Consider the following 21,752-nt stretch of genomic DNA (forward strand, 5'->3'; position numbering starts at 1 on the left):
CGCGTCACTTGCCGCTCTTGGCGATCTGGTCGTCGATCCGCCGGTCGACTTCCGCCAGCCCCGCCATCAGGTCGGGCACCTTGCCGCTCTGCCAGGAGGTGGCGAAGTCGCTGATCGCCTTGATGTGCGCGTCACCGATCGGCGTCACCGGGTTGCCCCGCAACTTGTCCGACGTAGCCAGGTCGATGAACGTCTTGAAGTTCTCGTCCACTTCCAGCCGCGGGTCGGTCAGCGCGGCCTTCGTGTGCGGGATGTTCTTGATCCCGTTGGCCAGGTCGACGATCGCCTCCGTGTCGAATGACAGGTGCTTGATCAGCTCCCACGCCGCGCCGGGGTTCTTCGCGCCCTTCGGGATGCCCATGATGGTGCCCGCGGTGAAGCCGGTGCCGTACAGCTCGGGCTTGCTCGTCGGGAACGGCGCGGTGCCGAACCGCACGTCCGGCGCCTGGTCCGCGAGGAACGCCGTGCGGTACTCGCCGTCGACCATCATGGCGATCTTGCGCTGGTGGAACGCGTGGTCGGTCGAGTACTGCTGGCCGAGCCCGGCGCGGAACCTCTCCAGGGCGTCGTAGCCGTAGAAGTCCACCAGCTCCTTCTGGAACTGGAGCATCTGCGCCCACTCGGGACTGGCGAGCCCGGACTTGCCGTCCGCGTTCTCCCACTTCGCGCCGAAGTGCGGCGCCCAGATCTGCGGGTTGTTGGCGTAGTGCGGCATGCTCGGCAGGAAGCCCGCGACCTCGATCGAGCCGTCCGGCGCCTTCTTGGTGGTGCGCTTGGCGAAGTCCAGCAGCTCGGCGGTGGTCTTCGGCGGCGCGGTGATGCCCGCCTCGGCGAGCATGTCCTTGTTGTAGTACAGCCCGTACACGTCGCTGAGCATGGGCATCGCGCAACGGGTGCCCTTGTACTCGGTGTAGGCCCGGACCGCGTCGGTGATCTGGCCGAGGTCGACGTCGTCGCGCGCGAGGTAGGGCTTGAGGTCGGCGAACGAGCCGCTGGAGCAGAACTGGCCGATGTTGTCGGTGGTGAACGACAGGGCGACGTCCGGCGGGTTGCCGCCGCGGATGCCCGCGGTGATCTTGTCGTCGTCCTGGCTGCCCTCGTGCTTGATCTCGGCGTTGGGGAACTTCTCCTTGAAGCTCTCCAGGGCCTTGGTGACCTCGTCCCGCTCACGTCCGGAGTAGTTGCTCCAGACGGTCAGCGAGAACCTGTCCTGCGAGCCGGGCGCCGCCGCCGGCCCGGACTGCCCGGCCTGGTTGCCGGAGCCCGCCGCGCAAGCGGTGAGGGACACCGCCGCGGCCACGCACAGCAACGCTGCGCGGTGGAGCTTGCGCATGTGCTCTCCTTCATGTCGACGTGCTCGGCGCGGTCGCGTCCGGTCGGTTCGGACCGCGGAAGGGTTCGGTCGTGGCGGCGGGCAGACCGAACACCTGTTCCCGGACGACCGACAGCGCCGCGTGCAGCGCGCCGGAACGCACCGGTTTCCCGGTGACCAGGGCGAGTCGGACGGGGGTGCGGGGCACCACCAGCTCGCGCAGCTCGGCGGCGACGAGGTCGGCGAGCGCCGTGCCGCCCGCCTGCGCGATCTCGCCGGAGAGCAGCACCAGTTCGGGGTCGAGCACGGCGACCACGTTCGCCACGCCGGTGGCGATGCGGCGGGCCAGGTCGACCAGGAACTCCCGGCCGGCCGGTCCCTCGCTCAACGCCTTCGCCACGGCGTCCCGGCCGGTGCGGGCGGACACGCCGTGCGCGTGGGCCAGGCGGGCGATCGCGGCGCTGTCGAGCAGGTCGCCGTAACGGCTGCCGGTGCGGTCGGTGCCCGTGTCGGCGTGCGCGTGGTCGGGGACCCGCATCGCGTCGATCTCGCCCGCGCCGCCGGTCGCGCCGCGCAGCAGCACGCCGTTGACCACGACCGCCGCGCCCACCGCGTCGGCGGGCCAGAGCAGGACGAAGTCCTTCACCCCGACGGCCCGGCCGGAGATCATCTCCTCCAGCGCGACCAGGTTGACGTCGTTCTCGATCGTGACGGACGTGTCGAGGAGCGCTTCCAGCTCCTCGGGGATGTTCCGGTCCGCCCAGCCCGGCATGTGGGGCGCGTAGTCGAGCCGTCCGGTCGCCGGGTCCACCGCGCCGGGGCTGCCCACGACGACGTGGTGCAGGGCGTCGGTGGTGAGGCCGGCCTGGGCCGCGGCCTTCGTGACCGCGCCGTGGAACGCCTCCAGCACGCCGGTCTTCGGCATGGGTGCGCGGTGCTCGGTGAGCGTGGCGCCGGAGATGTCGGCGATGGCGATGTCGACCGCGTCGGGCGTGAGGTCGATGGCGGCGACGTGGGCCAGCGCGCCGTTGACCGTCCACAGCTGGGCCCGCGGACCGCGTCCGCCGCCGCGCAGGCCGGTGCGCAGGACCGTGCCCTCGTCTTCGAGGCGGGTGAGGAGCTGGGCGGTGGCCGGTTTGGACAGGCCGATGATCCCTTCCAGCTCCGCCCTGGTCAGCGGGCCGTTGCGGAGCAAGGCCTCGATCGCGGCGCGGTCGTTGATCTCGCGCAGCAGCCTGGGGCTCCCGGCTCGCATGGGGTTCTCCTTTGAGTCTGTTAACTTTCCAGACTAATTACCGGCACGACGGTAGTGACGGGCCTCACGGGCGTCAATGGTCCGGCCCGGGTCCGTTGCCGGGATTAGGTTCGCCTAAGGCACCCTGGAGGTATGACCGACACGCGTCAGGAGTCGCTGGCCTCACTGCTGGGCGGGCGGGGCGGTGCGCTGGACGCTTCGCTGCCGCCGTTGGCGTTCGTCCTGGGCTGGCTCCTGGGCGGGAACTCGATCGAGGTCGGCGCGCTGGCGGCGGTCGCGTGCGGCGTGGTCGTCGGCGTGGTCCGGGTGCTGCGCGGCGGCCGTCCCCGCGCGCTCCTGGTGTCGGTGGCCTTGGTGGTTTTGGCCGCGTACGTCGCCCTGCAGACGGGCCGCGCCGAGGACTTCTTCCTGGTCCAGCTCTTCCTGAACGCCGCGTCGGCCCTGGTGTGGGCGGCTTCGATCGTCCTGCGGTGGCCCCTGCTGGGCGTGGTCGTCGGCCTGGTCACGGGCCAGAAGTTCCGCTGGCGCCGCGACCCGGACCTGCTGCGCGCCTACCGCTACGCCTCCTGGCCGTGGGTGGGCCAGTACGTCCTGCGCGTCCTCGTCTTCGGCGCCTTGTGGCTGGCCGGCGAGGTCGTCCTGCTGGGCATCATGCGCGCCGCCCTGTCCTGGCCCGTCCAGGTCGCGTGCATCGCCGTGAGCTGGTGGATCATCCGCCGCACCCTCCCCGCCGACCACCCGGGCCTCCGCCACCCCCGCACCGAGCGTTCAACTCGGGGTACCTGAACGTAGGACACTCGCGTTCTGAACGTAGGACACTCGCGTGTCCTACGTTCGCGTCGCGAGTGTCCTACGTTCAGAACAGGCGAGTTGAACACTCAGGATGGTCTGGGGGCGGAGTCGCCCAGGACTTTGACGGCGGCCAGCCAGGCGGCGCCGGCGGCGCCCTCGGTGGCGACGGTGATCGGGGCCGAGGTGCGGGTGGCCAGTTCGAGCTTCAGGCGCGTGCCCAGTGGGTGGGTGTGGATCAGGCTGCCCATGAGGACGATCGGGGTGCGGGCGTCGGCCGGGCGGGCGGCCTCGGCGAGGTCGGCCAGCGCGCGGACGGCGGCGGTGATGATGCGGTCCGCTGACGGTGCGGTGGCGTGCGCCGTCACGAGGGGCGCGTAGGTGGCCAACGCGATCGGACGGGCGGCGTTGGTCACGGTGATCAGCCGACGCCACTGCTCGCGCCGGGGCAGGTCGGGGATGCCGGCACGGGCCAGGACGGCGGTCGTCAGGGCGTCCGGATCGTCCTGCTCCAACGCGCCGAGGGTGGCGCGCACCGCCTCACGGCCCAGCCAGAACGCCGAACCCTCGTCACCCAGCAGCCACCCGTACCCGCCGGCCGTCGACACCAGCTCGTGGTGCTCGACCCGGGCCGCGATCGACCCCGTCCCCGCCACCAGCACGGTCCCGTCGGGCGACGCCGTGCCGGTCGCGAACGCCGCCTCGCAGTCGGTGATCACCCGCAACGGGCAGCGCAGCCCGGCACCCGCCCACGCCGCCTCGAACAACGCCGCCACCGCCGGATCGCTGAGCAGCTTGCTCGACCCGGCCATGCCGAGCACACCCGACTCGACCTTCACCGGGTCCAACCCGTCCAACGCCGCCGTCAACGCCTGCCGCACGTGCGCGGCGGCCAGCTCCGGCGGGTGCGAGTTGGGGTTCGCGCCACCGGCCACCCCGGCGCCTAGTCGGGCGCCGTCCAGGTCGAGCACCAACGCCCGGGTGCTCGTGCCGCCCGCGTCCAGACCCACCACGAAACCCATTCGCCCGAGTATGCCCAGCACGAACGAGGTCCGGCACACCCAACCGGGTTGCGCCGGACCTGGCTCTGCGTAACGAGCGTCAGCCGACCGCCACCACCTGCGCGCGGTCACCCGACGCGTTGTGGTGGTGCAGGAACAGCAGGCTGCCACCCACCGCGGCCGGGTCCCGCCGCACCCGCAGCACCGCACCGATCTCCGCCACGAACGACACCCCGCCCTCGACCCCGAGCGCCGGCCGCAGCGGGTCGAACGACAGCGGCGTGTCGATCCGGTCCACGAACCCGTCCGCGTTCCCCGGCGCCGGGTAGTTCCCCGACACCACGACCGTGTAGGTCAGGGGCGCGCTCGCCGCCGCCGGGTCGATCCCCAACGCGGTCAACGTCACCGGCAGCACCACCACGTCGCTGTCCATCACGTTGGTGTCCACGTCCCCGTACTGGCCGTTCAACGGCTGCTCGTCCACCACCGCGCCGTCCGACTCGCGCACGGTCCGCGCCAGCCACACGTCCGCCGTCACCACCTCGCCCGCGGTCGGCTTCACGGCCTGCACGGTGTAGTCGTGCGCGCCGTCGCCGTTGGTGTCGAGCCGGACCGCCGGGCTGTTCGCGATGCCGAGCGTGACCCAGTCGTGCCAGGTCACGACCCCGAACGCGAGCATCCCGTCGGCCACCGCCGCCCCCACGTACCGCAGGTCACCGCCCTTGGCCGACGAGTTCACCGCGCAGTCCGCCGGCACTCCCTCCCCGCACGCGGGCAGCTCCGGGCTGGAGCCGTGCAACGCGAGGACGCTCACCACCGACCGGTACGCCTCGTCGCCATCGCCCTGGTCCAACGCCCGCCCGCGCAGCTCCACCGTGCCGTCGCCGAGGTCGGCCGCCTCCACGTCCGCGACCGGTTCCGGCGCCGCGTAGACCGGCACCCGGAGCGTGACGTCGCCGGACCGCACGAGCACCCGCCCGGACACCTCGGCCAGGAACTGCCGCGCCACGTCCGCCTGCCGCTTCTCGATCGTCGGGTCGGCCACCTTCCGCAGCTCCTCCGGCGTCACGGTCAGCGTCACCGAAGCCGTCGCCGTCCCGCCCGGCGGCACGAGCAGCACCGACGGCCACACCTCGACCTCCGCGCCCGGCACGGTGGTCGCGGCTTCGTAGGTCAACCGGGCCGTGCGCGGCAGCAGTGACTTGTTCACCACCTCCACCGTCTTGCTGGTCGTCAACTCCGAAGCCGCCTCGACCGGGCCGAACGACACGCCCACCGTGCCCGGGTCGTCGGCGACCATGGCCAGCAGGTCGACGCCGACCGCGTCCAGCGCGTCGACCCGGCCCGCGCCGACCCGCATCGGCGCCACGGGCGTGCCGGTGGTGTGGTCGTCGCCGTCGGTCACCTCACCGGACGCGGTGTTCATGATCGCGGCCTTGACCTCCTCGACCGTCCACTCCGGACGCGCCTCGCGGACCAGCGCGGCGATGCCGGCCACGTGCGGCGCGGCCATGGACGTGCCGCCCATGCTCACCGCGTCGGCGCCGGTGCCGACCGACGCGGACACGATCGTGTCGCCGGGCGCGGCGACGTCCGGCTTGGCCGCCGAGGCACCGCGCGACCCGCGTGACGACGACGGTGTGATCGTGTCGGCCAGGGTCGGGGTCATCGTGGGCACGGCGTTGCGCAGCGACCCGAGCATCCGGGCCTGGAGCGTGCCGTCGGCCAGCGCCGGTCGCACCGCCTCGGTCGCGGCCCGGGTGAACTGGAACACCGGGATGACCGCGTTGCCCGCGATGGCCGCTTTGAACACGTCGCCGGTGGCGGTGAGCAGCACGCCTTCCGCACCCGCCGCCTCGGCGTTGTCGGTCCGCGCGGCCGAGCCGCACTTCCGGGTCGCGTCGTCCTCGTCCCACTCCAGCCACACGAACCGGCCGTCGAGGTCCTCGGTGATCGGCGCGCAGCCGTCCAGGTTGCCCTGGTCGGACACCGGCACCACGAGCAGCGCCAGATCCAGCGTGGCGTACCCGGTGTAGCTCTTGCTGTACTGCCCGGACTGCCGCGCTCCCGCCACCTCGACGCCGTCGAGCAGCGTGAACGCGTCCCGAGTGTTGGCCACGGCCAGCGCCTCGGGCGTGTTCGCGGGCGAGCCGCCGACGTCGTAGAAGTCGCCGCCGTTGCCCGCCGACGCGACCACCACCACGCCGTGCTCCACGACCTTGCGCACGAACAGGCTGTCCGGGTCGTCCTGGCCGCCGAAGTCGCTGCCCAGCGACAGGTTCACCACGTCGAGGTGGTCGGTGAAGTCGCCGTCGCCGTCCGGGTCGAGCGACCAGTCCAGCGCCTGCCCGACCAACTCGGTGGACCCCGTGCAGCCGAACACCTTCAACGCGTACAGCGACGCCTTCGGCGCGGTGCCGGGGCCGATCCTCATCCCGGTCACGTCCTCGGGCGTCAACGTCGAGTAGTCGCCGCGGAACGGGGTGCCGTCGGCGTGCTCGCCGTACCCGGCGGCGGTGCCCGCGACGTGCGTGCCGTGGCCGTGGCAGTCGAGCGGGTTCGGGTCGGGCGCGGGCACGGCCAGTTCCGGCTTGGTCGAGTCGTAGGCGTCGCCCACGAAGTCGTGGCCGCCGACGACCTTGGCGGTGGGCGTCCACGGCGCGGCGCGGTCGACCGCCTCGTACGCCGCCGCGGTGCCGGGCCCGCCGAGGTCGGCGTGCGTGTAGTCGATGCCGGTGTCCACGATGCCGATCCGCAGGCCGTCGCCGTACCGCCCGGTGTCGCGCCACACGCGCGCGACCCGGGTCAGCTTCACCGCGCCCGCGTTGCGCACCGACTTCGGCACGGTCAGCCGCACGGACTTGACCTCGGGCAACGCGGTCAGGTCGCGCAGGCTCGCGGCGTCGGCGGTGACGACCACACCGGGCACCGCGTTGCGGGTCTTGGCGACCTCGCGGGTCCGGGCGTCCCGGCCGCGCAACGCCGTCAGCACCCGGTCGGCCTGCGCGTCGGTGTGCTGCCGGGCCACCCGTGCGGCGGCCGCCGGGTCGCCGCCGCGTGCCTTCTCGTCGCCGTACGCCTGCGTGGCCGGGGTGGTGGCCAGCTCGACGAACGCCGTCACCGGGCCCTTGGCGCGCGCAAGCGTTTGCCCGGACGGCCCGCCGGTGGTGTGGTCGGCGCGGTGGGGCGGCAGCGGTCTGGCGGCGTGGTCGGCTCCCGCGGCGCTGCCGACGAGGAGCGTGCCGAGCAGGGCGGCGGCGGTGGCGGGTGCCCACACGACGCGGTGGAGTGTCATCGCGACCCTTCGTAACCGGGATTCATCGGATCAATACCTGGACTACCTCTAGACGGAGGCATCCGGGAGCGCTATACATCCGATCTATCGACCGGTTGTGGAGGAGGACCTGCCGTGCAGTTGCTGCGCCTGGGACCGTCGGGCTCGGAACGCCCCGCCGTCCGTGCCGACGACGGGGTCACGTACGACCTGACCCCGGTGACCGACGACGTGACCGGCGCGTTCCTCGCCGCCGACGGCATCGCCCGCACCCGCGCCGCCCTCGCCGCCGGTGAACTCCACCCGATCGTGGACGACGGCGTACGGATCGGACCGCCGGTCGCCGGGGTCGGGAAGCTGGTCTGCATCGGCCTCAACTACCGCGACCACGCGGAGGAGACCGGGCTGCCGATCCCGGCCGAGCCGGTGGTGTTCCTCAAGACGCCCGACACGATCGTCGGGCCGGACGACGAGGTGCTGATCCCGCGCCGCTCGGTCAAGACGGACTGGGAGGTCGAGCTCGCCGTGGTGATCGGGCGCGAGGCCCGGTACCTGGAGAGCGCCGACGACGCGCTGGCCTGCGTCGCCGGGTACGCGCTGTCGCACGACGTGAGCGAGCGCGAGTTCCAGCTCGAACGCGGCGGGCAGTGGGACAAGGGCAAGAACTGCGAGACGTTCAACCCGCTCGGCCCCTTCCTCGTGCCCGCGGCCGAGGTCGGCGACCCGCAGGCGCTGGGCCTGCGGCTGTGGGTCAACGGCGTGCCGCGGCAGGACTCCTCCACCAAGAACATGATCTTCCCGGTGGCCGAGCTGGTCCGCTACCTGAGCTGGTTCCTCGTCCTCCGACCGGGGGACGTGATCAACACGGGCACACCGGCCGGCGTGGCGCTCGGCCAACCGGAGCCCAAGCCGTACCTGCGGGCGGGCGACGTGGTGGAGCTGGAGATCGACGGGCTGGGCAGGCAGCGGCAGACGCTCGGGCAGGCGTGATGACCGCCGGGACGGGCGGGGGCGACCGGATCGTCGCGCTGGACGTGCTGGACATCCGGTTCCCGACCTCGCGCGAGCTGGACGGCTCGGACGCGATGAACCCCGACCCGGACTACTCCGCGGCCTACGTCGTGCTGCGCACGTCGAACGGCCCGGAGGGCTACGGGCTGGCGTTCACCATCGGCCGCGGCAACGACGTGCAGGCCGCCGCGATCCGGTCGCTCGCGCACCACGTGGTCGGCCGGCCCGTCCCGGAGACCGCCGCGGACCTGGCCGCGCTGTCCGCGGACCTGGTCGGCGACTCGCAGCTGCGCTGGCTCGGCCCGGAGAAGGGCGTCGCGCACATGGCGCTGGGCGCGGTGGTCAACGCCGCGTGGGACCTGGCGGCACGGCGCGCGGGCCTGCCGCTGTGGCGGTTCCTGGCCGGCCTGACACCGGAGGAGATCGTCGGCCTGGTCGACTTCCGGTACCTGTCCGACGCGCTCACGCCGGACGAGGCGCTGGACATCCTGCGGCGCGCCGAGCCGGGACGTGCCGAACGGGCGGAGGCCCTGGTCCGGGACGGCTACCCGGCCTACACGACGTCGCCGGGCTGGCTCGGCTACACCGACGACAAGCTGGCGGGCCTGGCGCGGCAGGCGTTGGCCGACGGCTTCGACATGATCAAGCTGAAGGTCGGCGGCAGCCTGGACGACGACGTGCGGCGGCTCAAGCTGGCCCGCGAGGTCGTCGGCCCAGGCGTGCGCATCGCGGTGGACGCCAACCAGCGGTGGGACGTCGGCACGGCGATCGCGTGGACGCGGGAGCTGGCGCCGTTCGACCCGTACTGGATCGAGGAGCCCACGTCACCGGACGACGTGCTGGCGCACGCCGCGATCGCCAGGGCGGTGACCCCGATCAGGGTCGCCACCGGCGAGCACGTGCAGAACCGGGTGGTGTTCAAGCAGCTGCTCCAGGCAGGCGCGGTGGACGTGGTGCAGCTGGACGCGTGCCGGGTCGGCGGCGTGAACGAGAACGTGGCGATCCTGCTGCTGGCCGCGAAGTTCGGCGTGCCGGTGTGCCCGCACGCGGGCGGCGTCGGGTTGTGCGAGCTGGTCAGGCACCTGGCGATGGTCGACTTCGTGGCCGTCTCGGGCACCACCGACGGTCGCGTCATCGAGTGGGTCGACCACCTGCACGAGCACTTCACCGACCCGGCCGTGGTGCGCGGCGGCCGGTACGTCGCGCCCGCCGAGCCCGGATTCTCGGCCCGGCTGCGCGACGAGACCCTGACCGACTACCGGTACCCGGACGGTCCGGTGTGGACCGGGTTGGAGGAGGAGCGGTGAGCGAGTTCGAGGGCCTGGTCGCGGTGGTGACCGGCGGGGCGTCGGGCATCGGCCTGGCGACCGCGCGGCTGCTGGCCGCCCGGGGCGCGACCGCGGTGGCGCTGGACCTGAACCCCGAGGTGGACCCGCCGCTGCACGGGATCAGGGCGGACGTCACCGACGACGCCTCGGTGCGCGCGGCGGTCGACGAGGTGGTCGAGCGGTTCGGCCGGCTCGACGTGCTGGTGAACAACGCGGGCGTCGGCGCGCAGGGCGACGTGACCGCGAACCCGGACGACGAGTGGCACCGGGTGCTGGACGTGAACGTGGTCGGCATGGCCCGGGTCGCCCGCGCCGCGCTGCCGCACCTGCGCAGGTCACCGTCGGCGGCGATCGTGAACACCGGTTCCATCGCGGCGTGGGCCGGTCTGCCGCAGCGCGCGCTGTACTCGGCGAGCAAGGGCGCGGTGCACGCGTTGACGCTGGCCATGGCCGCGGACTACGTGCGCGAGGGCATCCGCGTGAACGCGGTGGCCCCCGGCACGGCGGACACCCCGTGGGTGGGCCGCCTGCTCGACTCGGCGCCGGACCCGGACGCCGAGCGGGCCGCGTTGGAGGCCAGGCAGCCGCACGGCCGGCTGGTCTCGGCGGACGAGGTCGCGGGCGCCATCGCCTACCTGGCCGGTCCGCTCTCCGGTTCCACCGCCGGCACCGTCCTCGCGGTCGACGGCGGCATGCACGGGCTGAGGTTGCGTCCGAAACCCCAGGAACGAGGTAACCCATGAAGCCTCGCACCACCCTCACCGTCGCGGTGTGCCTGGCGCTGACCGCGTGCGGCACGGCCGGCACGACCGGCGCGTCCGGGGTCGGCCCGATCGGCGTCGACTACCCGCGGGCCGACTCGGACTTCTGGAACTCCTACATCAAATACACGCCGGAGAAGGCGAAGGCGCTGGGCATCGACCTGATGGCGCCGACGAACTCGCAGAACAAGGTGGAGAACCTGGTCGCCAACGCCCAGTCGTTGCAGAGCCAGGGCGCGAAGGCGATCGTGATGGCACCGCAGGACACCGGCGCCGTAACGTCCACTTTGGACCGTCTGGCCAAGGCGAAGGTCCCGGTGGTCACGGTGGACACCAGGCCCGACCGCGGCGGCGTCTACATGGTGGTGCGCGCGGACAACCGGGCGTACGGCGAGAAGGCGTGCCGGTTCCTCGGCGAGAAGCTCGGCGGCACGGGCAAGGTGGTCGAGTTCCAGGGTTCGCTGTCGTCGGTGAACGGCCGGGACCGGTCCGAGGCGTTCGCCGCGTGCATGGAGCAGCACTACCCGGGCATCACGGTGTTCGAGGAGCCGACGGACTGGGAGGGCACGAAGGCCTCGGCCGCGTTGCAGACCCGGCTCACCCAGCACCCGGACATCGACGGCATCTACATGCAGGCCGGTGGCGTGTTCCTGGCGCCGACGCTGCAGGTGCTGCGGCAGAAGAACCTGCTCGTGCCGCCGGACGACCCGCGGCACGTGGTGATCGTCTCCAACGACGGCATCCCGCAGGAGCTGGAGGCCATCCGCAAGGGAGAGATCGACGCGACCGTGTCCCAGCCCGCCGACCAGTACGCGGAGTGGGGGCTGTACTACGCCAAGGCCGCCATCGAGGGGAAGACGTTCCGGCCCGGTCCGACCGACCACGGCAGCGAGATCGTCGACGTGGGCAACGGCCAGCTCGAGGACCAGCTGCCCGCGCCGCTGATCACCAAGGACAACGTGGACGACAAGGCCTTCTGGGGCAACCAGCTCGGGTCGTGAGGTCCGCGTTCGCGGTCGAGGCGGCGGGCGTGAGCGTCCGGTTCGGGCGCACGGTGGCGTTGGCCGACGTGGGCATCCGGGTCCGTGAGGGCGAGACGCACGCGCTCGTCGGCCGCAACGGCGCGGGCAAGTCGACGCTGGTGTCGGTGCTGACCGGGATGCGCGTGCCGGACGCGGGTGACGTGCGGTTCTTCGGCGTGCCCGCGCCACCGGTGGCGGACCGGGCGGCGTGGCGGGCCCGGGTGTCGTGCGTCTACCAGCGGTCCACGGTGGTGCCGGACCTGTCGGTGGCGGAGAACCTGTTCCTCAACCGGCAGGGCGCGGTGGTGCGCTGGTCACGGCTGCGGCGGCGGGCCGCGGAGCTGCTGGAGCAGTACGACGTGGCGGTGTCGCCGGACGCGCGGGTGGCCGACCTGACCGTGGAGCAGCGGCAGCTGGTGGAGATCGCGCGCGCCCTGTCGACCGGCGCGCGGCTGATCGTGCTGGACGAGCCGACCGCGCAGCTGGACGGTCCCGCGATCGAGCGGCTGTTCGAGCGGATGCGGTCGCTGCGCGCCGGCGGGGTGGCGTTCCTGTTCATCTCGCACCACCTCCAGGAGGTCTACGAGGTGTGCCAGACCGTGACGGTGTACCGGGACGCGCGGCACGTGGTGACCGCGCGGGTGGCCGACCTGCCCGAACCGGGGCTGATCGAGGCGATGACCGGTGACCCGGGCGGGTTGGCGGTGCCGGGCGCATCGGGGCGCGGCGCGGTGGGGGAGGAGGTGCTGGCCGTGCGGGAGCTGTCCGGCGAGGCGTTCGCCGACGTGTCGCTGACCGTGCGCGCGGGCGAGGTCGTGGGGCTGGCGGGCAGCGCGTCCAGCGGCAAGCACCAGCTCGCGGAGACCGTGTACGGGCTGCGGCGCGCGTCGGCTGGGTCGGTGACCGTGCTGGGTGTGCCGGTGAAGGACGTGCCGAGCGCGCTGCGCGCGGGCGTCGGGTGCGTGCCGCGCGACCGTCACCACCAAGGGCTGGTGCTGAACCTGAGCGTGGCGGAGAACGCGCGGCTGAGCGTGCTGGACCGGGTGGTGCGGCGGACGGCGTTGCACCGCGCGGGGCGGGCCGCGATCACGTCCTTCGACATCAAGGCGGACGGCCCGGCGCAGCCGGTGTCCGACCTGTCCGGCGGCAACCAGCAGAAGGTCGTGCTGGCCAGGGCGCTGGCCGCCGACCCGGCGGTGCTGGTGCTGATCAACCCGACCGCCGGGGTGGACGTGAAGTCGAAGGAGTCGCTGCTCGGCGTGGTGGACGCGCGGGCGCGGGAGGGCACGGCGGCGGTCGTGGTGTCCGACGAGCTGGACGACCTGCGGGTGTGCGACCGGGTGCTGGTGCTGTTCCACGGCCGGGTCGTGCGCGAGTTCGGGCGCGGCTGGTCGGACCAGGAGCTGATCGCCGCGGTGGAAGGGATGGGGCGGTGACCGGGCGGCTGGGCCGCTACCAGCACCTGGCGCTGGTGCCGGCGATCGTGGTGCTGCTGGTCGTCGGCGCGGTGGTCAGCCCGATCTTCCTCACCGCGGACAACCTGGTCGCCGTGCTGCAGCAGCAGAGCGAGCTGTCGCTGCTGGTGCTGGGGCAGGCGTTGATCCTGATCGTCGGCAAGATGGACCTGTCGCTGGAGTCGACCATCGGCATCGCGCCCGCGCTGGCGATCGCGCTGGTCATCCCGGCGGCGTCCAACGGGCTCGGGGTGGAGCTGGGGGCGTGGACGGCGATCCCGGTGTGCCTGCTGGTGGGCGCGCTGGTCGGTGGGCTGAACGGGTTGTTGATCCTCAAGCTGGGCCTGTCCGGGTTCATGGTGACGCTCGGGATGCTGACCATGCTGCGCGGGTTGCAGGAGGCGCTGACCAAGGGGCAGACGCTGTTCGACGTGCCCGCGTCGTTCCTGTACCTGGGCGCGGCGACGTGGCTGGGGCTGCCCGCGGCGGTGTGGATCTGCGTGTTGCTGTTCGCGGCGGGGATCGCCGCGTTGAGCTATCTGCGGGTCGGGCGCGCGTTGTACGCGGTCGGTGGCAACAAGGAGGCCGCGCTGGCCGCCGGCATCCGGGTGGACCGGGTGGTGTGGGCGGTGCTGGTCATCGGTGGTGTGCTGGCGGCGGTGGCGGGCATCCTGATGACCGGGCGGCTGGGCACGGTCGCGGTGACGCAGGGCGACGGGATGATCTTCAAGGTGTTCGCGGCGGCGGTGATCGGCGGCATCTCGTTGCAGGGCGGGCGCGGCACGCTGTTCGGCGCGCTGTCGGGTGTGCTGCTGCTCGGGCTGGTGGAGAACATCCTGCGGCTGCTCAGCGTCAGCGGGTTCTACATCAACGCGTCGTACGGCGCGGTGATCATCGTGGCGCTGGTGGTGACCCGGTTCGCCACGGGAAAGGCGCAGGAGTGATCACGCTGTCCCCGTTGGGCTTCGGCGGCGGGCCGATCGGCAACCTGTACGCGGAGGTGTCCGATGAGGACGCGTTCGGCGCGCTGGAGGCCGCTTGGGACGCCGGTGTCCGGTACTTCGACACCGCGCCGCACTACGGGCTCGGGTTGTCCGAGCGGCGGATCGGCGCGTTCCTCGCCGATCGGCCGCGCGAGTCGTTCGTCGTGTCCACGAAGGTCGGCCGGGTGCTGGAGCCGGGGTTCGGCGACGGTGACGACCGGGCGAACGGGTTCGCCGTGCCCGCGACGGCGTGGCGGCGGTGGGACTTCAGCGCGGACGGCGTGCGGCGGTCGTTGGAGTCCTCTTTGGACCGCCTCGGGCTGGACCGGGTGGACGTGGTGTACCTGCACGACCCGGACGCGCACTGGGAGCAGGCGGTGTCGGAGGCGGTGCCCGCGTTGTCGGCGCTGCGGTCCGAAGGGGTGATCAGCGCGGCCGGCGTCGGGATGAACCAGTGGGAGATGCCCGCGCGGTTCGTCCGGGAGACCGACCTGGACGTGGTGCTGTTGGCCGGGCGGTACACCGTGCTGGAGCAGTCGGGTGCGCCGCTGCTGGACCTGTGCGCGTCACGGGGTGTGTCGGTGGTGGCGGCGGGGGTGTTCAACTCCGGGCTGCTGGCCCGGCCCGAGGTCGGCGACACCTACGACTACCGGGCCGCGCCGGAGTCGCTGGTCCAGCGGGCCCGGCGGATCGCCGCGGTGTGCGCCCGGCACGGCGTGACCTTGCCGCAGGCCGCCGTGCGGTTCCCTTTCCGGCACCCGGCCGTGGTCTCCGTCCTGCTGGGCGTGCGCACAGCCGCCGAGATGCGTGCCAACGCCTCCGCCGCCTCCACCCCCGTCCCCGACGCCCTCTGGCACGACCTGCACGCCGAATCCCTGCTCTAACCCGCGTGTCCTACGTTCAGAACGCGTGTGTCCTACGTTCGGAACGCGTGTGTCCTACGTTCAGAACGCGTGTGTCGTACGTTCGGAACACCCGAGTTCAACGCTCGGAACGTCAGGCGAGGTCGGAGAGCCACTGCTCGACGCCCGCCACGTGCACCGTCGACCAGGCGCGGGCCAGTTCCGGCTGGTGGGCGGCCAGGGCGTCGACGATGGCGCGGTGCTCGGCGACGGTCCGGTCTACCGCGCCGCCCTGCGTGATGCCGCGCCAGATGCGGACCCGGACGGTCGGGCCGGCGAGCGTGTCCAGCAGTTGGGCCAGGTAGGCGTTGCCGGAGCCCTGGGCGATGGCCCGGTGGAACTCCAGGTCGTGCTCGACCAGCTCCTCCACCGACCGGGCGGACTCGGCCGCGTCGCACAACGCCCGCAGCGCCGCCAGCTCGTCCGGCCCGACGCGCTGCGCCGCCATCGCCGCCGCGGCCGGTTCGAGGATGCGGCGCACCTGCAGGACCTCCAGCACGGAGTCCTCACCGCGGTGCAGGTCCAGCACGAACGACAGCGCGCCGAGCAGGTCGTCGGCCCGCAGGCTGGACACGTACGTGCCGTCACCCTGCCGCACGTCCAGCACCCTGACCAGCGACAACGCCTTGACCGCCTCACGCAGCGAGTTCCGGGAGAGCCCGAGCCGCTCGGCCAGGTCGGCTTCCCGCGGCAGCCGGTCGCCGGGCTTCAGCTCGCCCGAGACGATCATCTCCTTGACGCGCAGGATGGCGTCGTCGGTAACTGCCACGGCGGCCCTCGACTCGTCAGCTAGACCTCGGATGTCTGGCCGCCAAGTATGGGGCACGGCGAAGCGCCGCGCGGCCCACCTCGCCGTGCAGCGAAACATTCACCCATCTTCACTCTATTCGGTTATCTTATAACCACACGTGACGCCGTCCGCCACTTCCGGCCATAATGGTCTGGACCATTTGAGGAGGGACCTTGGACACGGTTGTCGCAGCTCCGCGAGCACTGCTCGGTCGGACCATCACCGGTCCCGTCAGCCTGAGGTTCAGGGCAGGCCGGATCGTGGACGTCGTCGCGGGTTCACCACCCGACGGCGCCGAGGTGCTGACCGACGGCCTGCTCACCCCGGGCCTGGTGGACGTGCAGGTCAACGGGGCGGTCGGGGTCGACTTCGCCGAGGTGGACCCCGAGGGCATGGCCGAGGTGGCGAGAGCGCTCCCACGATCGGGGGTGACCCGTTTCCTGCCGACCCTGATCACCGCACCCGTGCCCGTCGCGGTGCGTCAGGCGCACGCCGTGCTGGCGGCGTCGGCCACCCTGCCACCGCACGCGGGCGCCAAGCCGCTCGGCGTGCACCTGGAAGGGCCGTTCCTGTCGCCGAAACGCGCGGGCGTGCACGACCCGGCGCTGATGGTGCCGCCCGGCGCGGCCGAGATCGACGTGCTGCTGGACGACGAGGTGCTGCGCCGCGGGTTGCGCATGGTCACGCTCGCGCCCGAACAGCCGGGCGGCCTGGAGGCCGTGCGCAGGCTGGCGGCGGCGGGCGTGCTGGTCGCGGTCGGCCACAGCGACGCGACGGGTGAGCAGACCAGGGCCGCCGCCGAGGCGGGTGCCCGCATGGTGACGCACCTGTTCAACGCCCAGCGCCCGCTCGGCCACCGCGAACCGGGCGTGCCGGGGGTGGCGCTGGTGGACGACCGGTTCACGTTGGGCCTGATCGCGGACCTGTCGCACGTCGGCCCGGACGTGTGCCGGCTGGTGTTCAACGCCGCCGGCCACCGGGTCGCGCTGGTCACGGACGCGATGGCCGCCGCGGGCATGCCGCCCGGCCGGTACCAGCTCAGCGGCCTGGACGTGCTGCTGGCCGAGGACGGCGTGCCGCGTTCGCCGGAGGGCACGATCGCGGGCAGCGCGCTGACGCTGGACCGGGCCGTGCGCAACATCGTGTCGGTGGGCGTGGACCCGGCGGACGCCCTGGCGTCGGCCACCATCGTCCCGGCCGACGCGATCGGCGAGCCCACGCTGGGCCGGCTGGAGCCCGGAGCCGTGGCCGATCTCGTCTGGTGGGACGACGACCTGCGTCCGCGCAAGGTGTGGGTCGACGGCGAGGTCGTGTTCGACCGTGCGACGGCGTACGAGAACGCCGCGGTCGGCCTGGCCGCCGCCGGTCAGTAGCCGCACGGGGAAGAGGCCCGGGGGATCACCCCCTTGGGCCTCTTCTCGTGTTCTGAGCGTTGAATTCAGGTGTTCCGAACGTAGGACATGCGTGTTCCGAACGTAGGACACGCGCGTTCCGAACGTAGGACACGCGGGACGTGAAGGTACGACTCTCGCGGGGTCAGCGGGTGCGGGTGACCTTGTTCAGGCCGCGCGGGTTGTCCGGGTCGCCGCCGCGGGCCAGGGCCAGGCCGTGGGCCAGGCGCTGGATCGGCAGGATCTCCAGGATCGGGGCGACCTCCTCCGAGGTCTCGGCGACCGGGATGCGCAGGGCGGCGGACACCTTGTCCGACGCCGAACCGACCGCCAGCACGTCCGCGCCACGCCCGTGCACGGCGTCCAGCACGTCGTGCAGCGCGTCACCACCCTTGCCGGCACTGGTCACCGCCAGCACGGCCGTCTCCGCGTCCACCGCCGCCACCGGCCCGTGCAGCAGGTCCGCCCCGCTGTACGCCCGCGCCGCCAGGTAGGACGTCTCCGCCAGCTTCAGCGCCGACTCCAGCGCCGTCGGCAGCGAGTAGCCGCGCCCGGTGGTCAGCACCCGGTCCACGAACCGGTACCGCCGCACCGCCTCGGTCACCGCGTCCGCCGACGAGTCCAGCGTCGCCCGCGCCAGGTCACCGAGACCGGCGGCGGCCGAGCCGTCACCGCCCCGGATCGCGTCCACCAGCAGGTACAGCGCCAGCAGCGTCGCCGAGTACGTCTTCGTCGCCGCCACGGCCTGCTCCACGCCCGCGCCGACGTCCACCGACAGCTCGGCGGCGGCGTTCAGCGGCGACGACGCCGTGTTCGTCACCGCCACCGTCAACGCACCGCGCGCCCGTGCCGACTCGGTGACCTCCAGCAGGTCCGGCGACCCGCCCGACTGCGACACCGTCACCAGCAGCACGTCCCGCAGGTCCGGCTGGGCGCCGTACAACGTGGTCGTGGACGGCGACACCAGCCCGGCGGGCAGTTCCAGCAACACCTCGGTCAGGTACTTCGCGTACAGCGCCGCGTGGTCGCTCGACCCGCGCGCGGCCAGCAGCACGAACCGCGGCCGGCGCTCGGCGATCACCGAGGCGACCGACGCGATGGCGTCCCGCCGCGCGTGCAGGTCGGCGAAGATCGCCGGCTGCTGGTCGATCTCGGCCGCCATGTGCCTGCCGGGCTGGTGGTCGGTCATCGCAAGTTTCCCCTGTCCGTTCAGGTCTGAAGGGCGTCGGCGATGCGCTCCGCCGCGGCTCGCAGGCACACCCGTGCACCGCCGTGGGTGTCCACGCGGGCGACGGCGCCCAGGTCGGGCCCCGGCACGCCGGTCTCGACGTGCACAAGGTCTAGACCAATAGTAGCGAGTGCGGACACCAGCTCGCGAGCCCACGGATGGCGGTGTGCCTCACGCGTCACCACCACGACCGGACGCCCGGACGCCAGCGCCGCGATCTCGTCCGCGGATGTCGATGCCACCACCGAAGTACCCGGGACGAGCTCCGCCAAGTACGGCCCGAGCCCCCACGGCACGTCACCGACCGCGATCGACGGCTCCACCGCCAGGTCCACCACCACCGGCGGCCCGGACAGCGCCAACCGGCCCCGCACCTCCACCGCCCGCCGCGCCGCGACCAGCCCCAACGACGGGTCGTGCGCGTCCACCGCGCCCGCCGGAGCACCCAGCGCGGCCGTCCGCCGCGCCGCCTCCTCCAGCCTCTCCACCGGCAGCGCGCCCGACTCCACGGCCGCCACGATGCTGTCGATCAGCCACTGCAGCCCGTCGTCGTCCAACGGCTCGCCACCCAGGCACAACGCGTCCACCCCGGCCGCCAGCGACCGCACGGAGCCCTCGGCGAGGTCACCGCCCACGGCCTTCATGTCCAGCCCGTCGGTGATCACCGCCCCGGTGAACCCCAGGTCCTCCCGCAGCACGCGCACCGCCCGCGGGTTCAGCGTCGCGGGCGCCTCACCCCACTCCGGCACGACCAGGTGCCCGGTCATGATCGACCGCACCCCCGCCCGCACGGCCGCCCGGAAGGGCACGAACTCGACCGCGGCCAGCTCCTCGACAGTCCGCGGCAACACCGGCAGCGCCGCGTGCGAGTCCACCGTGGACGCGCCGTGGCCGGGGAAGTGCTTGGCGCACGCCGCCACCCCGACCGCCTGCAGGCCCTCCACGAACGCCGCCACGTGCGCGCCCGCCGCCACCGGGTCCGACCCGAACGACCGCACCCCGATCACCGGGTCGTCCAGCGTGAGCACCAGGTCGGCCGACGGCGCCAGGTTCAGGCTCACCCCGCACGCCGCCAGCCGCGCCCCGATCGACGCCGCCACCGCCCGGGTCAGGTCCACGTCGTCCGCCGCGCCCAACGCGTGGTTGCCCGGCACCTCCGACCCGCGGCCCGCGTCGAGCCGGGTGACGTCACCACCCTCCTCGTCGATCCCGATCACGACGTCCGCGCGCACACCCCGCAATTGCGCGTTCAAGGCCGTGACCTGGGCATCTCGGGCTGGATTGTCGTCTCCGTCGACGGTCACGACGTTCCGCCCGAACAGCACGACACCGCCGAGCCCGTCGGCCACCCTCTTCAGCAGCCAGTCCGGCGCGGTGGTCCCGTGGAACCCCGGCAGCAGCACACCCGACGCGAGCCGGTGCAACGACATGCGGTCCTACCCCTTCACCGCACCGGCCGTGACACCGGTGACCATCTTGCGCTGCACGATCAGGAAGAACACCAGCACCGGCAGGGTGAACAGCGTCGATGCCGCCATCGCGCCACCCCAGTCCGTGCCGAACGCCGACTTGAACCCCGACAGCCACACCGGCAGGGTCTGCTTGGCCTGGTCGTTGATCATCGACAGCGCGAACAGGAACTCGTTCCACGCGGTCACGAACGCGAACACCGACGTGGCCACCAGGCCAGGGCCCAGCAGCGGCAGCGTGACGCGGCGGAACGCCCCCCACCGGCCGCAGCCGTCGACCATCGCCGCCTCCTCCAGCTCCAGCGGGATGCCGTTGACGAACCCGCGCAGCGTCCACGCGCAGAACGGCAGCGTGACCGCGAAGTAGATCAGCGCCAACGTGGGCAGCCGGTCCAGCAGGTCCAGGTCGCGCATCATCAGGAACATCGGGATCAGCAGCGCCTCGAACGGTGCCATCTGAGCCACCAGCATCATCATCACGAAGCCCTTGCGGCCCCTGAATCGCATCCGGGACAACGCCAGCGCCGCCAGCAGGCCGACCACGATGGACGCCAGCACCGCGCCCAACGACACCAGCAGGCTGTTGCCCAGCGAGGTGAGGAACCCCGGCTTCGCCCACGCGGTGGCGAAGTTCGAGCCCGTCACGGAGAACGGGATCAGGTCGTACCCGCTGGTCAGCAGGTCCTTGCGTGGCTTCAGCGCGGTCGCGACCATCCAGTACGTCGGGAACGCGAAGAACAGCGCCACGACCAGCGCGACGACGTTCGCGGACACCTTCTTGGTCTTCACAGCTCGCCCTCCTGGGAACGGACCAGCCTGCGCAGGTACTGCACGGTCAGCAGCGCCAGCAGCACGACCATCACCACGGACACCGCCGCGGCCACGCCGAAGTGGCTCTTGGAGATGCCCTCCAGGTACTGGTAGACGGGCAACGTGGTGCTGCCGCCGTCCGGGCCGCCCTGGCGCATCGCCCAGACCTGGGCGAACACCTTGAAGTCCCACAGCATCGACAGGAACGTCACCATCATCAGCAGCGGCTTCAGCTCCGGCCACGTCACCGCGCGGAACGTCTGCCACGTCGAGGCGCCGTCGATGCCCGCGGCCTCGTACTGGTCCTTCGGGATCCCGATGGCGCCGGCGTAGAGCGAGAACGCCAGGAACGGGATCGCCTGCCACACGATCAGCAGCCCGATCACGGCCAGCGTCGACGTGCCGGTGGTGAACCAGGAGTACCCGGTGAACGAGTCGAACCCGACCGCGACCAGCGTCTTGTTCAGGATCCCGTACTGCTGGTCGAAGATCCACTGGTAGACGGTGGTGGCCGCGACCAGCGGCATCGCCCACGCCAGCAGCATCGCCACCTGCAGCACGATCCGCACGACCGGGCTGATCTGCCGCATCAGCAGCGCGATCAGCAGGCCCGCGAGGACCGACGCGGCCACGACGAGCGCGGTGAACACCACGGTGCGCACCGCGATGACCCAGAACTCCGGGTCGCCGAGGATCTCGGTGTAGTTGTCCAGGCCGGTCCACACGACCTCGCCGCGGGTCAGCTCGCGCAGGTTCAGCTTGCGGAAGCTGGTCACCAGCACGGAGAGGACGGGCCAACCGATCAGCCAGAGGATGGCCACCAGCGCGGGGGCCAGCAGCAGGTAGGGCAGCGCCCGGTCGAAGGTGCTGCCCCGACGGCGCGGCGCGCCGCCCGGTGCGGCACGCCGCGGTGCCGACGAGGGGTTCGTCGGCACCGCGGCGTCGGTCGTGTGCACGGCCGTCATCCGATCG

At 72.4% G+C, this 21,752-nt stretch carries 18 protein-coding genes; 9 read left to right on the plus strand and 9 right to left on the minus strand.

What is annotated here, in order from left to right; all coding sequences use genetic code 11:
• Positions 1–4 precede the first annotated feature (4 nt).
• Positions 5–1,333 carry an extracellular solute-binding protein gene (locus A6A25_RS07035; RefSeq protein ID WP_073886988.1) on the minus strand — a complete coding sequence of 443 codons (1,329 nt, stop codon included), beginning with the start codon at positions 1,331–1,333 and terminating at the stop codon, positions 5–7.
• A gap of 10 nt (positions 1,334–1,343) precedes the next feature.
• Entirely contained in the window at positions 1,344–2,567 is a 1,224-nt protein-coding gene (locus A6A25_RS07040; RefSeq protein WP_073886989.1) for an ROK family transcriptional regulator, read from the minus strand.
• Between the two features lie 132 nt (positions 2,568–2,699).
• On the opposite strand from A6A25_RS07040, the gene A6A25_RS07045 reads away from it, so the two are divergent.
• A complete protein-coding gene (locus A6A25_RS07045; protein WP_073886990.1) occupies positions 2,700–3,353 on the plus strand; it encodes a DUF3159 domain-containing protein in 654 nt (217 codons plus the stop codon).
• Between the two features lie 92 nt (positions 3,354–3,445).
• Here A6A25_RS07045 and A6A25_RS07050 read toward each other — a convergent pair whose 3' ends face one another.
• Together A6A25_RS07050 and A6A25_RS07055 are read right to left on the minus strand one after the other, a co-directional pair.
• Positions 3,446–4,378 carry an N-acetylglucosamine kinase gene (locus A6A25_RS07050; RefSeq protein ID WP_073886991.1) on the minus strand — a complete coding sequence of 311 codons (933 nt, stop codon included), beginning with the start codon at positions 4,376–4,378 and terminating at the stop codon, positions 3,446–3,448.
• 79 nt (positions 4,379–4,457) lie between these two features.
• On the minus strand, positions 4,458–7,652 hold the full coding sequence (locus A6A25_RS07055; RefSeq protein WP_073886992.1) for a S8 family serine peptidase: 3,195 nt from the start codon (positions 7,650–7,652) through the stop codon (positions 4,458–4,460).
• Between the two features lie 114 nt (positions 7,653–7,766).
• Between A6A25_RS07055 and A6A25_RS07060 the strand changes: the two genes are divergently transcribed.
• The 7 genes from A6A25_RS07060 to A6A25_RS07090 are packed head-to-tail and all read left to right on the plus strand — an operon-like array spanning position 7,767 to position 15,074.
• Positions 7,767–8,621 carry a fumarylacetoacetate hydrolase family protein gene (locus tag A6A25_RS07060; protein WP_073886993.1) on the plus strand — a complete coding sequence of 285 codons (855 nt, stop codon included), beginning with the start codon at positions 7,767–7,769 and terminating at the stop codon, positions 8,619–8,621.
• Entirely contained in the window at positions 8,621–9,949 is a 1,329-nt protein-coding gene (locus A6A25_RS07065) for an enolase C-terminal domain-like protein (RefSeq protein ID WP_073886994.1), read from the plus strand. The genes A6A25_RS07060 and A6A25_RS07065 overlap by 1 nt, the downstream gene beginning before the upstream one ends.
• Complete coding sequence (locus A6A25_RS07070) at positions 9,946–10,713, plus strand: SDR family NAD(P)-dependent oxidoreductase (protein ID WP_073886995.1); 768 nt, start codon at positions 9,946–9,948, stop codon at positions 10,711–10,713. Before A6A25_RS07065 ends, A6A25_RS07070 begins: the two co-directional genes overlap by 4 nt.
• Complete coding sequence (locus tag A6A25_RS07075) at positions 10,710–11,732, plus strand: sugar ABC transporter substrate-binding protein (protein ID WP_073886996.1); 1,023 nt, start codon at positions 10,710–10,712, stop codon at positions 11,730–11,732. Before A6A25_RS07070 ends, A6A25_RS07075 begins: the two co-directional genes overlap by 4 nt.
• The gene (locus tag A6A25_RS07080; protein ID WP_073886997.1) at positions 11,729–13,189 is read left to right on the plus strand and encodes a sugar ABC transporter ATP-binding protein; all 1,461 of its coding nucleotides are present in this window, start codon (positions 11,729–11,731) and stop codon (positions 13,187–13,189) included. Before A6A25_RS07075 ends, A6A25_RS07080 begins: the two co-directional genes overlap by 4 nt.
• A complete protein-coding gene (locus A6A25_RS07085; protein WP_198932594.1) occupies positions 13,186–14,151 on the plus strand; it encodes an ABC transporter permease in 966 nt (321 codons plus the stop codon). Before A6A25_RS07080 ends, A6A25_RS07085 begins: the two co-directional genes overlap by 4 nt.
• Positions 14,148–15,074, plus strand: a complete 927-nt coding sequence (locus tag A6A25_RS07090; protein WP_073886998.1) for an aldo/keto reductase — start codon at positions 14,148–14,150, stop codon at positions 15,072–15,074. The genes A6A25_RS07085 and A6A25_RS07090 overlap by 4 nt, the downstream gene beginning before the upstream one ends.
• Positions 15,075–15,186: 112 nt before the next feature.
• Here the strand turns inward: A6A25_RS07090 and A6A25_RS07095 are convergent, their stop codons facing one another.
• On the minus strand, positions 15,187–15,861 hold the full coding sequence (locus A6A25_RS07095; protein WP_073886999.1) for a FadR/GntR family transcriptional regulator: 675 nt from the start codon (positions 15,859–15,861) through the stop codon (positions 15,187–15,189).
• A 194-nt stretch (positions 15,862–16,055) separates the two neighbouring features.
• On the opposite strand from A6A25_RS07095, the gene nagA reads away from it, so the two are divergent.
• Positions 16,056–17,255 carry an N-acetylglucosamine-6-phosphate deacetylase gene (gene nagA, locus A6A25_RS07100; RefSeq protein WP_073887000.1) on the plus strand — a complete coding sequence of 400 codons (1,200 nt, stop codon included), beginning with the start codon at positions 16,056–16,058 and terminating at the stop codon, positions 17,253–17,255.
• 163 nt (positions 17,256–17,418) lie between these two features.
• Here the strand turns inward: nagA and A6A25_RS07105 are convergent, their stop codons facing one another.
• Genes A6A25_RS07105 through A6A25_RS07120 form a run of 4 tightly spaced genes read right to left on the minus strand, consistent with a single transcriptional unit; the run spans position 17,419 to position 21,745 of the window.
• Complete coding sequence (locus tag A6A25_RS07105) at positions 17,419–18,462, minus strand: SIS domain-containing protein (protein ID WP_073887001.1); 1,044 nt, start codon at positions 18,460–18,462, stop codon at positions 17,419–17,421.
• Between the two features lie 20 nt (positions 18,463–18,482).
• Complete coding sequence (locus A6A25_RS07110) at positions 18,483–19,931, minus strand: glycoside hydrolase family 3 protein (RefSeq protein WP_073887002.1); 1,449 nt, start codon at positions 19,929–19,931, stop codon at positions 18,483–18,485.
• Between the two features lie 6 nt (positions 19,932–19,937).
• The gene (locus A6A25_RS07115; RefSeq protein ID WP_073887003.1) at positions 19,938–20,759 is read right to left on the minus strand and encodes a carbohydrate ABC transporter permease; all 822 of its coding nucleotides are present in this window, start codon (positions 20,757–20,759) and stop codon (positions 19,938–19,940) included.
• The gene (locus tag A6A25_RS07120; RefSeq protein ID WP_073887004.1) at positions 20,756–21,745 is read right to left on the minus strand and encodes a carbohydrate ABC transporter permease; all 990 of its coding nucleotides are present in this window, start codon (positions 21,743–21,745) and stop codon (positions 20,756–20,758) included. The genes A6A25_RS07115 and A6A25_RS07120 overlap by 4 nt, the downstream gene beginning before the upstream one ends.
• Positions 21,746–21,752: the final 7 nt, after the last annotated feature.

The sequence above is a fragment of the Saccharothrix sp. CB00851 genome (genome assembly GCF_001905065.1).
Classification (GTDB): domain Bacteria; phylum Actinomycetota; class Actinomycetes; order Mycobacteriales; family Pseudonocardiaceae; genus Actinosynnema.

Excerpts from the sequence above, each read along its gene's own strand:
- A6A25_RS07040 (WP_073886989.1), bottom strand. The coding sequence starts at position 2,567 with ATGCGAGCCGGGAGCCCCAGGCTGCTGCGCGAGATCAACGACCGCGCC.
- A6A25_RS07055 (WP_073886992.1), bottom strand. The coding sequence starts at position 7,652 with ATGACACTCCACCGCGTCGTGTGGGCACCCGCCACCGCCGCCGCCCTG.
- A6A25_RS07105 (WP_073887001.1), bottom strand. The coding sequence starts at position 18,462 with ATGACCGACCACCAGCCCGGCAGGCACATGGCGGCCGAGATCGACCAG.
- A6A25_RS07045 (WP_073886990.1), top strand. The coding sequence starts at position 2,700 with ATGACCGACACGCGTCAGGAGTCGCTGGCCTCACTGCTGGGCGGGCGG.
- A6A25_RS07065 (WP_073886994.1), top strand. The coding sequence starts at position 8,621 with ATGACCGCCGGGACGGGCGGGGGCGACCGGATCGTCGCGCTGGACGTG.
- A6A25_RS07110 (WP_073887002.1), bottom strand. The coding sequence starts at position 19,931 with ATGTCGTTGCACCGGCTCGCGTCGGGTGTGCTGCTGCCGGGGTTCCAC.
- A6A25_RS07050 (WP_073886991.1), bottom strand. The coding sequence starts at position 4,378 with ATGGGTTTCGTGGTGGGTCTGGACGCGGGCGGCACGAGCACCCGGGCG.
- A6A25_RS07120 (WP_073887004.1), bottom strand. The coding sequence starts at position 21,745 with ATGACGGCCGTGCACACGACCGACGCCGCGGTGCCGACGAACCCCTCG.
- A6A25_RS07075 (WP_073886996.1), top strand. The coding sequence starts at position 10,710 with ATGAAGCCTCGCACCACCCTCACCGTCGCGGTGTGCCTGGCGCTGACC.
- A6A25_RS07035 (WP_073886988.1), bottom strand. The coding sequence starts at position 1,333 with ATGCGCAAGCTCCACCGCGCAGCGTTGCTGTGCGTGGCCGCGGCGGTG.